At 65.7% G+C, this 12,186-nt stretch carries 13 protein-coding genes; 2 read left to right on the top strand and 11 right to left on the bottom strand.

The features are described from left to right. The first annotated feature begins 34 nt into the window (after positions 1–34). A complete protein-coding gene (locus tag ACIPXZ_RS13020) occupies positions 35–805 on the top strand; it encodes a ParA family protein (protein WP_400594903.1) in 771 nt (256 codons plus the stop codon). A gap of 138 nt (positions 806–943) precedes the next feature. Here ACIPXZ_RS13020 and ACIPXZ_RS13015 read toward each other — a convergent pair whose 3' ends face one another. The 5 genes from ACIPXZ_RS13015 to gcvH all read right to left on the bottom strand — a co-directional run bounded on the left by ACIPXZ_RS13015 (position 944) and on the right by gcvH (position 4,074). Further along, the gene (locus ACIPXZ_RS13015; RefSeq protein ID WP_400594900.1) at positions 944–1,534 is read right to left on the bottom strand and encodes a MerR family transcriptional regulator; all 591 of its coding nucleotides are present in this window, start codon (positions 1,532–1,534) and stop codon (positions 944–946) included. A gap of 258 nt (positions 1,535–1,792) precedes the next feature. Next, positions 1,793–2,344 (bottom strand): bifunctional nuclease family protein, encoded by a 552-nt coding sequence (locus ACIPXZ_RS13010; protein ID WP_400594897.1) that lies wholly within the window; start codon positions 2,342–2,344, stop codon positions 1,793–1,795. Next, positions 2,344–3,084, bottom strand: a complete 741-nt coding sequence (locus tag ACIPXZ_RS13005) for a MerR family transcriptional regulator (protein ID WP_400594894.1) — start codon at positions 3,082–3,084, stop codon at positions 2,344–2,346. Before ACIPXZ_RS13005 ends, ACIPXZ_RS13010 begins: the two co-directional genes overlap by 1 nt. A gap of 6 nt (positions 3,085–3,090) precedes the next feature. After that, a complete protein-coding gene (locus ACIPXZ_RS13000; RefSeq protein WP_400594892.1) occupies positions 3,091–3,570 on the bottom strand; it encodes an FHA domain-containing protein in 480 nt (159 codons plus the stop codon). Between the two features lie 117 nt (positions 3,571–3,687). Further along, a complete protein-coding gene (gene gcvH / locus ACIPXZ_RS12995) occupies positions 3,688–4,074 on the bottom strand; it encodes a glycine cleavage system protein GcvH (RefSeq protein ID WP_400594890.1) in 387 nt (128 codons plus the stop codon). A gap of 108 nt (positions 4,075–4,182) precedes the next feature. Between gcvH and ACIPXZ_RS12990 the strand changes: the two genes are divergently transcribed. Continuing rightward, positions 4,183–4,821: a hypothetical protein gene (locus ACIPXZ_RS12990; protein ID WP_400594887.1), complete on the top strand. Its 639-nt coding sequence runs from the start codon at positions 4,183–4,185 to the stop codon at positions 4,819–4,821. Between the two features lie 66 nt (positions 4,822–4,887). On the opposite strand, the gene ACIPXZ_RS12985 is transcribed toward ACIPXZ_RS12990, so the two are convergent. Genes ACIPXZ_RS12985 through ACIPXZ_RS12960 form a run of 6 tightly spaced genes read right to left on the bottom strand, consistent with a single transcriptional unit; the run spans position 4,888 to position 11,959 of the window. Beyond that, the gene (locus tag ACIPXZ_RS12985; protein WP_400594884.1) at positions 4,888–6,114 is read right to left on the bottom strand and encodes an amidohydrolase family protein; all 1,227 of its coding nucleotides are present in this window, start codon (positions 6,112–6,114) and stop codon (positions 4,888–4,890) included. Between the two features lie 39 nt (positions 6,115–6,153). After that, positions 6,154–7,164, bottom strand: coding sequence for an ABC transporter ATP-binding protein (locus tag ACIPXZ_RS12980; protein WP_400594881.1), 1,011 nt, complete (start codon positions 7,162–7,164; stop codon positions 6,154–6,156). Further along, positions 7,157–8,215: an ABC transporter ATP-binding protein gene (locus ACIPXZ_RS12975; RefSeq protein ID WP_400594878.1), complete on the bottom strand. Its 1,059-nt coding sequence runs from the start codon at positions 8,213–8,215 to the stop codon at positions 7,157–7,159. Before ACIPXZ_RS12975 ends, ACIPXZ_RS12980 begins: the two co-directional genes overlap by 8 nt. Then, positions 8,215–9,216, bottom strand: a complete 1,002-nt coding sequence (locus ACIPXZ_RS12970) for an ABC transporter permease (RefSeq protein WP_400594875.1) — start codon at positions 9,214–9,216, stop codon at positions 8,215–8,217. The genes ACIPXZ_RS12975 and ACIPXZ_RS12970 overlap by 1 nt, the downstream gene beginning before the upstream one ends. Before the next feature lie 2 nt (positions 9,217–9,218). Beyond that, positions 9,219–10,937 carry an ABC transporter substrate-binding protein gene (locus tag ACIPXZ_RS12965; protein ID WP_400594872.1) on the bottom strand — a complete coding sequence of 573 codons (1,719 nt, stop codon included), beginning with the start codon at positions 10,935–10,937 and terminating at the stop codon, positions 9,219–9,221. Between the two features lie 20 nt (positions 10,938–10,957). After that, positions 10,958–11,959, bottom strand: coding sequence for an ABC transporter permease (locus ACIPXZ_RS12960; RefSeq protein WP_400594869.1), 1,002 nt, complete (start codon positions 11,957–11,959; stop codon positions 10,958–10,960). Positions 11,960–12,186 lie beyond the last annotated feature (227 nt).

Below are 12,186 nucleotides of genomic sequence, written 5' to 3'. Positions count from 1 at the left end.
GCGAGGTTGCGATAAGAGGGGTGTGGATTCAGAAGTGCGAGTCGTGAGCGTCAGCAGTCTCAAAGGTGGCGTCGGTAAGACCTCCGTCACCACGGGACTGGCATCCGCGGCCCTCGCTGCCGGCGTCCCCACTCTGGTCGTGGACCTCGACCCTCACGCGGACGCCTCCACAGCTCTCGGGGCCACCGCTGGTGATGTCACCGACATCGGTCGGCTGCTCAAGACGGCCCGCCGGGCGCGCCTGTCCGAGAACCTCACGAAGAGCGCCTGGGCGAGCAACGGGAGCACACTCGACGTCGCCATCGGTTCGGCCTATTCCGGCATCTACGACCGCCCGGATCTCGGACGCCGCGATCTGCGCCGCCTCCAGACCCTCCTCGCACCGCTGAGCGGCTACGAACTGGTCCTCATCGACTGCCCGCCCTCCCTCAACGGACTGACACGCATGGCCTGGCAGGCCAGCGACGACGTCGTCCTGGTGGCCGAGCCGGGTCTGTTCTCCGTGGCGGGCACCGAACGTACGCTGCGCGCCATCGACATGTTCCGCCGCGAGTTCTCCCCCCGCCTCAACCCGGCTGGAATCGTCGCCAACCGCGTGCGGCTCGGTTCCAGCGAACACATGTACCGCCTCGACGAGATGCGTTCCATGTTCGGCCCCCTCCTGCTCGAACCCGTGGTACCGGAGCTCGCCAACTGGCAGCAGATCCAGGGCGCGGCGCATGCCGTGCATCAATGGCCCGGCGACTCCGCCAAGGGCGTCGCCGGCGTCTACGACCAGCTCCTCGCCGCGATCCGCAAGGCCTGAGGCCGCACCTACAAAGCCCAGAACAGCAAAGGACCGCCCCACCGGATGGTGGGGCGGTCCTTGTGTGTCTGGGGAAGATCAGCTGATCTTCCCTTAGCTGATCTTCCCTTAGCTGATCTTCGCTCAGCTGATTTTCGCTCAGCTGATTTTCTTTTGGGCCCTTCGGCGGCTCAGCTCGTCCTCGGGGAAATCCTGGGTCAGCGCCTGCTCACTCGGCAGCTCGGCCAGCGTGCCTTCGACCTCACGCCAGACACGGCCCACAGCGATCCCGAACACGCCCTGGCCGCCCTGCACGAGGTCGATGACCTCGTCGGCCGAGGTGCATTCGTAAACGCTCGCGCCATCGCTCATGAGGGTGATCTGCGCCAAGTCCTCGACGCCGCGTTCCCGCAAGTGACCCACGGCGGAGCGGATCTGCTGCAGAGAGACACCTGTGTCCAGGAGACGCTTGACGACCTTGAGTACCAGGATGTCCCGGAAGCTGTAGAGGCGCTGGGAACCAGAACCTGCAGCACCGCGGACCGTCGGCTCCACCAGACCGGTCCGCGCCCAGTAGTCCAGCTGACGGTAAGTGATGCCCGCCGCCTTGCAGGCCGTCGGGCCCCGGTAGCCGGCGCCCTCATCGAGCATCGGCAGGTCCTCACTGAACAGCAGTCCCTGGGTGCCCGCAGCGGGGGTCATGGATGCGCCTGCGTGCTGGCGCTGGCCTGCCTCGCCTTTCGGACTCACGTGTTCCTCCTCCTCAGCGGTTCCCGGGGTGCGAAGACGTCCCGACCGCGAAGCCGACACGAAGCGACCGACCGCACGATATGCGGTCTCTCTCCAGTGTGAACGGCCCGGCGCACGGAAGCAATGGGAACCTGATACTTCGACGTTAGGGCCGCGGAGCCCCCAGGTCAAAGACGTTCGAGGCTTTTTCGGGGCGTGTCGAAACTTTAACGCTGAACTTGAAGCTTAAGGATCCCGATCGGCGCCCCGAGCCTTCCCTCAGGGCTCGAAATCCTCGGGTTCGATGTCATCCAGGAATTCCCTGAATCGTCGCAGCTCACGCTCCTGTTCGGCGGTGGCCGAAGGAGCCCCGGCCTCGCTCTCCTCCTCTTCGCCGTCACCGCCCACCGGACGAGCGACCTCAGCATCCTCATCCTGGACCTCGATGAGTACGCCGGCATCGTCCATGACCTGTTCCGAGCACCAGATCCGGCAGTGGATGCGCAAGGCCAGTGCAAGAGCGTCCGAAGCGCGGGAACTGACCGACGTGCCGTCGTCGAACTGGAGCTGTGCATAAAACACGGAGTCCTCGACGCTGACGATGGTGACGGACACCAGTTCCCGGCCGAGCGAGTGGATCACGTCCACCATCAGATCGTGGGTGAGAGGCCGCGGCGGGACGATGCCCTGCTGGGCGATGGCGATCGCGCTGGCCTCGGGCGGGCCGATCCAGATCGGGACATGCCGTTCGCCGTTGCTCTCCTTCAGCAGGACCAGCGGCTGGTTACCGGGCAGTTCGATCCTGACACCGACGACTTCGACCTCGATCATCACTTCTCCAATTGAGCGATCTGACCCTGGATGACGGCCTGGTGAAGATCCTGCAACAGGCCGCTGAGTTCTCGAGCAGCCTCCGCTGCGCGCGCCTGCGAGGCCGCGTCCCGGCGGGATGCGAGCGGCGCGACGGCGCGCTCGATGAGAGCGAACTCGCGCTCGGCCGCCGCGAGCACCGGACGCAGGTGCCGGGGTTCAAGCCCTTGGGCCTCCAGCTTGGCGCAAGCCAGCGTCAGATGGAGCGCATACTCGTCGAAGAGGCCCTCATGGTGCGTGATGATCCCGTAGTCGAGCAGTTCCTTCACCAGACGCACACTCGCACCGGACTCGGTGCGCAGCTGTGCTTCGCTCAAGTGACGGGACCGTCCGCGCAACGCTTCCGCAGGATCATCGGAGACGGCCTTGGGGGAAAGCTTCATCCCTCCCGGCAGGCTCTCCGGACGCTCTCCACGGTCGATGGCATCCAGATAATCGCGGATCACCTTCAACGGGAGGTACTGATCGCGCTGCAAGGCCAGCACGAAACGCAGGCGTTCGACGTCGGCCTCACTGTACTGGCGATAGCCGGCGGGAGTCCGCTGCGGGGTGATGAGCCCTTTCTCCTCCAGGAAACGGATCTTCGACGCGGAGATACCAGGAAAGTCCTCGCTCAGCTGGGCGAGGACTTCCCCGATGTTCAGAACGACGGCGGCGCTGCCCTGACGGCGGCCACCGGTGTGTGCAAGAGCCACAGGCAAGGCGCCTCAGAGCCGGCCGGCGGCGGGGGCCGGGCTCGGGTAGTAGCTGAGCCGGAACTTGCCGATCTGGACTTCCACCCCGCGCTTGAGCAGGACCCGGTCCACCCGGTCATGGTTGACGTAGGTGCCGTTCAGGCTCCCCGTGTCCGCCAGTTCGTAACCCGTGGGCGTGCGGACGAACTCCGCATGCTTACGGGACACGGTGACATCGTCCAGGAAGATGTCCGCATCGGGGTGACGGCCCACGGTCACACGCTCGGTGTCCAGCAGGAAGCGGGAGCCGGCGTTCGGGCCGCCGTGCGCGATCAGCAACGCCGAGCCCTGGGGCAGGGCCGCGATGGATGCCACATCGTCGTCGTTGAGCTGCGGATCGGCGACGTTCACACCGGACAGCACCGGAAGGTAGACCGAGGTGGTATCGGTCGACGTGCCCTCCTGGGCAGCGCCGTCCGTGGGATCGACGGGGACCGATGATTGCTCCGACATCGGGTGGCTCCTCACTCTTCTCGCCTCGGGGTCGATGGCCCGTGCCCGGCGTCCGGAACACGGGGAACGGCTGTGCCGCCTGAGACCATCGTCCCAGGCAGCGGCCGCATTGGTCTTCTAGCCTACCTGCTGCTGGTAGGCGTCCGCACTGAGCAGACCCTCAAGCTCCGCGGTGTCACCCAAACGGACCTCGAAGAGCCAGCCTTCACCGTACGGATCGGTGTTGATCAGGGCGGGGTCCCCGTCCAGGGCCTCGTTCCGGGAGACGACCTCACCGGAGACGGGCGCGTAGATGTCACTGACGCTCTTGGTCGACTCCACCTCGCCGACGACGTCGTTGGCGGTGACGGAGGCGCCGAGCTCGGGAACCTGCGCGTACACGACATCGCCGAGAGCGTCCTGGGCGAAGTCGGTGATGCCGACCCGCACCACACCGTCCTGCTCCGTGCTCTTAACCCATTCGTGCTCGGCGGTGTAGGACAGCTCTGCGGGGATGTTGCTCATCGCCTGGCCTTTCATCTGGTCTGGACACCTGCCGGTCTGTGGCAACTGTCGCTGAAAGTATAGGCACATTCCGGCCCTCCGTGGCTGGGCACGTGCCATGATGATCCCATGAGTGAACACAGCGGCTCGACCACGCCTCAGCCCACGTCAGGACAGGGTCAGATCCCCTCGACGCCCGGTGCGCGGAAGTCCCGGACCCTCATGTGGGTCATCCTCGGGGCAGCACTGCTGGTGGTCCTCGTGATCGCCTACTTCATCGCCGCGGCGGTGGTGCCCGTCGAATGGGCCAAGAACATCGCCGGACAGGCCGGGCCTGGATCCAGCGGAGTCTTCCTCGGGCTCGGCTACGGTTTCTTCCTGACCTTCCTCTCCCTCTGGATCGCCTGGCAGTCCACGCACCGCAGGATCAGCTGGCCCTGGAAGGCCGTCATCCTCCTGGCCGCCGTCGCGGTCTCCATCCCCAATCTGCTCACCGCCGCGGTCTCCTGGGGCAGTTCCAACTCGGTCCACCAGGCGCAGCGGATCATCGGCACCGGACCCACCTGGTTCCCGCTCTGGAGCGGCATCGGGGCCATCTCGGGGGCCGTGATCTTCGTCGTCGCCCTGGTGCTCTGGAAGCTGTGGAGGCGTCGCGGACAGCAGGCCAGGCTCTACCGGACGGTGGAGAAGCAGCGGGTACTGGAGGAGAAGGAGGCTGCACGTGCCGCCGAGCGGGCCGCACGGCAGCAGAATCCCGAGAACACCTAGTCTCCCTCCCGGATGGAGCGCAGGGCCCCGGCACCGTTGGTGCCGGGGCCCTGCGCGTTCACCGGCTCAGTAGCCGCTGCCGCCGGCCACCTGGTACTGCTCGGCGACCACACGGCCCCGGTGGAGCACGGTGCGATCGCGTCCACGGTCCATGACGGCGCTCGTGACGGTCTCACCGTCCACCAGGAGCAGATCGGCCCGGTCCCCCACTGCGAGCCCCGGACGATCCCCGGTGCCGGCAAGCCTCGGCACGGCGTGATCCATGATGCTGGCGCCGCCGATCCCCGCGATGGCGACACAGTGCTCCACCAGTTCGTCAGCCCGGAAGCCGCGGGTGAAGGCCAGCTGCCAGCTCCTGTCGAGCATGTCGCAATTGCCGTAAGGGCTCCAGTAGTCGCGCTGGCCGTCCTGGCCCAGGCCCACACGCACACCCGCCGCGGTCAGATCCTGCAGAGGGAGCTGGCCCTGGGCTGCCGGAGCGACGCTGGTCAGAGAGATGTCCAGCTCGGCCATCCGTTCGATGAGCGAACGGGTGACGGTCTCGGACGAGCCCCCGAGGGTGTAGGCGTGAGACAGGTTGACCTTGCCCTGCATGCCGAGAGCGCGCGTGCGCTCCATGATCAGCTCGGTGCTGAAGATCGCCAGGTCCGTGGGCTCGTGGAGGTGGACATCCACCTCCACCTGGTATTTCTCCGCCAGACCGAACACGATGTCCAGATGGCGGACCGGGTCACGGTCGAGCTGGCAAGGGTCGATCCCGCCCATGACGTCCGCACCCTGTTTCAGCGCCTCCTCAAGCAGCTCCGGAGTGCCGTCCTCCAGGAGGATGCCGGCCTGTGGGAAGACCATGACCTGGACCTCCGCCTGGTCCCTGAACTTCTCCTTGGCGGCCACCACGGCCTCGTACTTCGCGAGCCCTGTGTCCACGTCCACCTGGGCGAAGGAGCGGACGCGCGTGGTGCCGCGGCCGATCATGCGCTCCAGAGTGCCCGCCACACGCTCGTTCAGAGGGATCTCCGCCGTGCGCCAGTTCTCCCGGTCATTGCTCATCATGCCCCACACGCCCGGACGGCCCGTGTGCTCGCGGAACGGCAGCCCGATGCGGGTGGAATCGAGGTGGACGTGGACATCGCTGAAGGAGGGCAGCAACAGCCGCCCGCGACCGTCGAGCACCTCGGGCGAACCCGCAGCAGCATCCCCCGGAACGTGCGGGGTGACCGCTGCGATCGCTTCTCCCTCGAGGAGTACATCGGACGGCGCAGCGCCCCAGGGACGGACATTGCGGATCAGCATGGCATGCCTTTCTGTTCGTAAGACGGCGTGAGCCTGGTTCTAGACAAGGGAAACGGAGGGCACGGCCGACTCCAGGAGCGGCGCCTCGGGATAGTGGCAGGCTACCGCGCCGTGCGGCGCCTCGTCCCGGCAGAGCGCGCGCTTCTCGTCAGGGAGCAAGGCATATGCGGGACATCTCGTGCGGAACACGCAGCCACTCGGCGGGTTGGCCGGCGACGGAAGGTCCCCCTGCAAGCGGATGCGGCCGGAACCGTCACTGCCGGGTTCCACGCTCGGCACTGCGGAGAGCAGAGCCCGGGTGTACGGGTGGCGAGGATTGGAGAAGATGTCATCCCGGGTCCCCTGTTCCATGATCTTCCCGAGGTACATGACCGCGACGTCGTCGGCCATGTGCCGTACGACGGCGAGGTCGTGGGCGATGAAGATGTAGGAGATGCCGGTGTCGTCCTGAATGTCCTTGAGCAGGTTGACCACCTGCGCCTGAACCGAGACGTCCAGCGCAGAGACCGGCTCGTCGCAGATGACGACATCCGGTTCCAGAGCAAGGGCACGGGCGATCCCGATGCGCTGGCGCTGCCCGCCGGAGAACTCATGTGGGAAGCGATTGGAGTGCTCGGGACGCAGACCCACCCGGTCCATGAGCGATTGGACCCTCTTCTTGACCCCCTCGGGCGGCGTGATCCGCTGAGCGACCAGGGGCGCCGCGATCGCCGAGCCCACGGTCATGCGCGGATTGAGCGAGGACGCCGGGTTCTGGAAGACCATCTGGACGCGGCGTCTGAACGATTGGAGCTCCGCCTTGCGGAGACCCGCCACGTCCTGCCCGTCGAGCGCGATCGAGCCACCCGTCGGCTCCAGGAGCCGCATGAGGAGCTTCCCGGTGGTGGACTTGCCGCAGCCGGACTCCCCCACCAGCCCCAGGGTCCTGCCCCGCTCCAGAGTGAAGTCCAGGCCGTCCACGGCCTTGACCACCGTGCTCTGGCGGGCGAAACCCTTGCGGACCGTGAAGTGTTTGCGCAGCGCGCTGACCTGCAACAGTGGTTCAGGCATGGGTGGACTCCCCGTTCAGACTCGTGACGTCGGTGCTCAGATCCGCGGTGCCTGTGCCGCCGTCGGCGGCGAGCAGACCTCGTTCATGAGCGTGGCAGCGCACTTCGTGTTCGCCGACGATGCGCAGCAGCGGACGCTCCTGCCGGCAGAGACCGTCCGGCAGGAGTCGTGCCATCTCGCAACGATCTGCGAAGAGGCAGCCGGCCGGCAGATCCAGCAGGGCGGGAGGGGATCCCGGGATGGGCTTCAACCGTCCCTCCGCATCACTCAGGGCGGGCATGGACGCCATGAGGCCCCGGGTGTAGGGATGTCCCGGTTCCCGGAAGATCGTCCCCACAGGCGCTTGTTCCACGCACTGACCTCCGTACATCACCACGACCCGTTGGCAGAGCTGCGCAACGACTCCCAGGTCGTGCGTGACGAAGATGACCGCCGAGTTCGTCTCCTGCTGAAGACCGGCGATCAGGTCCAGGATCTGAGCCTGCACCGTCACGTCAAGTGCGGTGGTCGGTTCGTCCGCGATGAGCAGCTCCGGCTCACACACCAGGGCCATCGCGATCATGGCCCGCTGGCGCATGCCGCCGGAGAACTCGTGCGGATAGGAGTCGGCACGGCTGCGTGCCGCCGGGATGCCCACTCTGCCCAGCATGTCGACGGCGACCTCGCGGGCAGCCTTCCGGCTCACGGCGTTGTGCACCCGGTAGGCCTCCGCGATCTGCTCACCGACCGTGTAGAAGGGGTGCATGGCGGAGAGCGGGTCCTGGAAGATCATGCCGATCTTCTTGCCTCGGTAGTCCCGCATCCGGGACTCGCTCAGTGCACCCAGGTCGACGCCCTCGAACTCGATGGTTCCGCTGACCCGGGCCTTGCTCTCCTTGAACAGGCCTATGATGGCCTGCGTGGTCACGGACTTGCCGGACCCGGACTCCCCCACCAGGCCCACGGTCTCCCCGCGTTCCAAGGACAGATCCATGCCGTTGACGGCGGAGACCAGCCCATCGTCCGTGGGGAACTGGACGTGCAGATCCTTGACGTTCAGGAAGCGTGCCACTAGTTGATCCTCACTCGGGGGTCGATGGCCGCGTAGACCATGTCGACCACGACGCTTGCGATGATGATGAAGAATGCGGCCAGCATGGTGATCGCCATGGTCACCGGAAGGTCGCCGGAGGTGGCGGCACGGACCGCGGTGAACCCCAGGCCGGGGACGGAGAAGATCTGTTCCGTCAGGACCGCACCGCCCAGCAAGCCGCCGATGTCCATGCCGAGCATGGTCACCACCGGGGTGATCCCGGCCCGCACGCCGTGCTTGAAGACGATGGACCGACGGCCCAGCCCCTTCGCACGGGCCGTGCGCATGAAGTCCTCGTTGAACGTCTCGATCATGTTGCTGCGGGTCACGCGGATGTACTGCGCACTGAACAGGATGGCGATCGCCACCCACGGCAGGATGTAGTTCAGGATCCAGGCCCCGGGGCCTGCTGCCCCGAACGGGCTGCTGATGGTGTTGCTCGTGAAGGGCAGGACATGCAGGATGCCCACGAACACGAGCAGCAGCACCAGTCCCGTGACCGGGATGGGCAGGGAGACGCCGATCGAGGCGCCTCCCACGATGAGGCGATCGCTCGTCTTCCCCTTGCGCAGGGCCGCCAGCAGGCCGAGGCCCACGCCGGCTATCGTCCACAGCACGACGGCGCCGATGGCGATGGACAGCGTGAACGGCAGCGCATTGGCGATCATGTCCATGACGTTCTCGTTGGTCTGGAATGACTTTCCGAGGCAAGGCCAGGCGCAGACGGTCTCCGCACCCGGGGCACCGATCATGCGGGGCATGATGAACCCGGTCATGTACGTCAGGTACTGCACGAGGAACGGCTTGTCGAGGCCAAGGGCGACGCGGGCCTGTTCCACCCGTTCCGGCGTGCACTCCTGGCCGCAGGACGCCGCAGCCGGATCGGCGGGACCGACGCTGAACAGGGTGAACGTGATGAAGCTGACCACGAGGAGCAGCAGCACCATCGCGCCGAGCCTGCGCAAGAGGAAGACGATCATGGTTACTTCTCCACGCCCACTTCAGAGAGGTCGATGGACCCGAAGAAGTAACCGACCTGCGCATTGTGGACCTTGGAGCCCACCACGCTCATGGTGTAGCTATGCACGAAGGGAACCTGCGGGGTCTGGGCCATGACCTTGTTGTAGACCTCGAACCACTTCTTGCCGAGTTCCTCCTTGGTGCCGTTCTGGCCACGGAGGTCGTACATCTCCTTGGAGAGGGTCGCATCGTAGAAGCGCGGGATGTTGGAGAAACCCCAGGTGGTGCCGTCGATGGAGGGACCGACACCCGGATCGACGGTGAAGCGGGCGGACGAGCTGTCCGCGCCACCGCACCAGCCGGAGCGGGCGATGTCCGGCATGTTGTCACCGGCCAGAGTCGTGTAGTAGTTCGCCGCCGGGATCGGCTGCAGTTGGAGATCGATACCGAGTTCCTTGAAGTTCTGCTGCAGCACGGTGCCGATGTTCTTGTACCGCGGGGCGGAATTGGCGTAGCCGTAACTCAGGGTCTTGGGGACCGTCTTGCCCTGCAGCAGCTTCTTGGCCTCGTCCAGCTTGGGCTTGCCGCTCGGGTCGAGATCGGTGACGGGAGGCACGTAACCGGCCATCTTGTCGGTCAGCTGGGACTGAGCGATCTGGCCGAACCGGGCGCCGCCGTACTGGACCTGCATCGCGTTGCGGTCCATCGCCAGTGCAAGGGCCTTGCGGACATCCGGGTCCTTGATGCTCTGGGTGTTGAAGGCGATGATGTCGATGCAGCCGAGGAAGCCGCCGGCGAGGCGGGACTTGACGTCGGCGTCGTTCAGCTTGGAGGTGTCCGAGGCCTGCAGGGCCCCATTGGAGTCCAGCGTGATCGCGGTCGGGTCGGAGTTGGAGATCAGCTGCTGGCTGATCGTCGACTGGGACGTGGACAGCGAGAAGGTGAAGGTGTCCGGCAGGGCACTGCGGTTGGGGTCCGTGGCGGCATCCCAATTGGGGTTGCGTTCCAGGACGAGCTGACGGCCTCGGTCGTAGCTCTTCACCTTGTACGGTCCCGAGGACACCGGGTGGTTGGTGTAGTCCAGCTTGCTGTCCTTGGCCTGCGGCACCGGCGCGGTGTTGGACCGGGATGCGAGGGCTGCGAAGTCCGGGTTCGGCTGCTTGAGATGGAAGACGATGGTGGAGTCATCGGGAGTCTCCACCGACTTCAGCTCGCCACCCTTGTAGGGACCCTTGTATCCGTCGTCGGCCAGTGCCGAGTCCAGTTCCTGAGGGGCCTGCGTGTAGACGTCGCGAGCGTAGGTGCGCTCCACGCCGTACTTGACGTCCTTGGACGTGATGGGGGTTCCGTCCTCGAACTTCAGCCCCTTCTTCAGCGTGTAGGTCCAGGTCTTGCCGTCTGCCGAGGCTTTGCCCGTGTCGGTGGCCAGATCGGGCACGATCGTGGGCGGGGAACCCGCCTTCTCCTTGGCCATGGTCAGCGTGCGGTAGTACAGCTGACCGACGTTGGCCGTCTGCACGTAGTTGCTGTTGCCGGGATCGAGGGTCTGGAAGTCGGTGGACATCAGGACGTTGACGTTGCCGCCCTTGTCCTTGAACCCGTCCTTCACGACCAATGGCGCGTAGGGATCCGCTTTGCCGCCGGAGGAACCGGCGTTCGTGGTGGATCCGCCGGAACAGCCGGCAAGCGCGAGGGCCAGGATCGCAACGGATCCGATGGCGGCCGAAGCACGCATCTTCATTTCTCTCCTAAGGGTGTGTGTCAATTGCGAGAGGATTTGGGGTCCAGGGCGTCACGGACCGCGTCGCCGAGGAGGTTGAATGCCAGCACCGTGACGATCAGGGCAATGCTGGGCACGGCGAGGAACCAGGGATCGTTCAGGTACCAATTGCCCTGCTGCGCGGCGTTGAGCATCTGCCCCCACGACGGCGTGGGGTCCTTGACACCGACGCCGAGGAAGGACAGCGCCGCCTCCGCGGTGATGTTCGTGGGGATCATCATGGTCGCGTACACCAGGACGACGCCGGCGACGTTGGGGATGATCTGCTTGACGATCATCGAAAAGTGGCTGGTGCCGAATGACTTGGCGGCTTCGACGAACTCCTGCTCCCGGATGCTGAGCACCTGGCCACGGACGATGCGGGCGAGGTAGGCCCAGCCGAAGAAGCCGAGTACCACCACCAAGGAGGCGATGGGAACGAAGCTGCCCTGTGCCAGGGGCGAGTCACGCAGTCGCGACTGAAGGATCGGGGCGATGGACAGGACCAGCAGCAGGTGCGGGAACGCCAGGAACAAATCGATCAGACGACTGATGACTGAGTCGACCTTCCCGCCGAAGTATCCGGCCGCGGCCCCCAGGACGGTTCCGAGAATCACGGAGACCACCGTCGAAAGAAGCGCGATGATCAGGGAGACCTGCGCCCCATACGCCAGCCGGGCGAACAGATCCCGTCCGAGCCCGGGTTCCAGGCCGAGCCAGTGCTCCGCCGAGGGGAACATGTAGCCGGGCAGTGGCAGCCCGGGATTCTCGAAGCTGTCCAGGACGTCCGGGCCCGTATTGGTAGCGTCCGGATTCTGCCCTTCGATGGCCGTCAGAACGGGCGCCAGAAGGGCGAAAAGCACCATCAGGACGACGACGGCGAGGCTGATCATCGCGATCTTGCTGCGACGGATGCGGAGCCAGGCGGTCGCGAGCAGCGAACGTCCGGTGACGATGGCCGGCGCGCCCTCCGCGGGCGCGTCAGCCGTTACGGCAATGCTCATGTCATTCCTTCGAGCGGGGAAGCTTTCGGTAACTGTATACCAAAATAGTTGTGATCCACACAACACTTCCGCGACTCATGGGCGGAGAATCAGGCACTTTCTCACCAGGCCTTGCCATGAGGTTGCCGATTGCGCTATTTTCTGGATACCAAAACTGCAGACTCTCCGCACAGATGGAACGCCCCTTGAACCCACGGCATGCCCGGCTCGGCCGCCGCAGGCCGAGC

Source organism: Arthrobacter sp. NPDC090010, from assembly GCF_044748305.1.
GTDB lineage: Bacteria > Actinomycetota > Actinomycetes > Actinomycetales > Micrococcaceae > Arthrobacter_E.
This window is presented reverse-complemented; position numbering and strand designations above follow the sequence as displayed.

Excerpts from the sequence above, each read along its gene's own strand:
- ACIPXZ_RS12985 (WP_400594884.1), bottom strand. The coding sequence starts at position 6,114 with ATGCTGATCCGCAATGTCCGTCCCTGGGGCGCTGCGCCGTCCGATGTA.
- ACIPXZ_RS12965 (WP_400594872.1), bottom strand. The coding sequence starts at position 10,937 with ATGAAGATGCGTGCTTCGGCCGCCATCGGATCCGTTGCGATCCTGGCC.
- ACIPXZ_RS13010 (WP_400594897.1), bottom strand. The coding sequence starts at position 2,344 with ATGATCGAGGTCGAAGTCGTCGGTGTCAGGATCGAACTGCCCGGTAAC.
- ACIPXZ_RS12980 (WP_400594881.1), bottom strand. The coding sequence starts at position 7,164 with ATGCCTGAACCACTGTTGCAGGTCAGCGCGCTGCGCAAACACTTCACG.
- ACIPXZ_RS12990 (WP_400594887.1), top strand. The coding sequence starts at position 4,183 with ATGAGTGAACACAGCGGCTCGACCACGCCTCAGCCCACGTCAGGACAG.
- gcvH (WP_400594890.1), bottom strand. The coding sequence starts at position 4,074 with ATGAGCAACATCCCCGCAGAGCTGTCCTACACCGCCGAGCACGAATGG.
- ACIPXZ_RS12960 (WP_400594869.1), bottom strand. The coding sequence starts at position 11,959 with ATGAGCATTGCCGTAACGGCTGACGCGCCCGCGGAGGGCGCGCCGGCC.
- ACIPXZ_RS13000 (WP_400594892.1), bottom strand. The coding sequence starts at position 3,570 with ATGTCGGAGCAATCATCGGTCCCCGTCGATCCCACGGACGGCGCTGCC.
- ACIPXZ_RS12970 (WP_400594875.1), bottom strand. The coding sequence starts at position 9,216 with ATGATCGTCTTCCTCTTGCGCAGGCTCGGCGCGATGGTGCTGCTGCTC.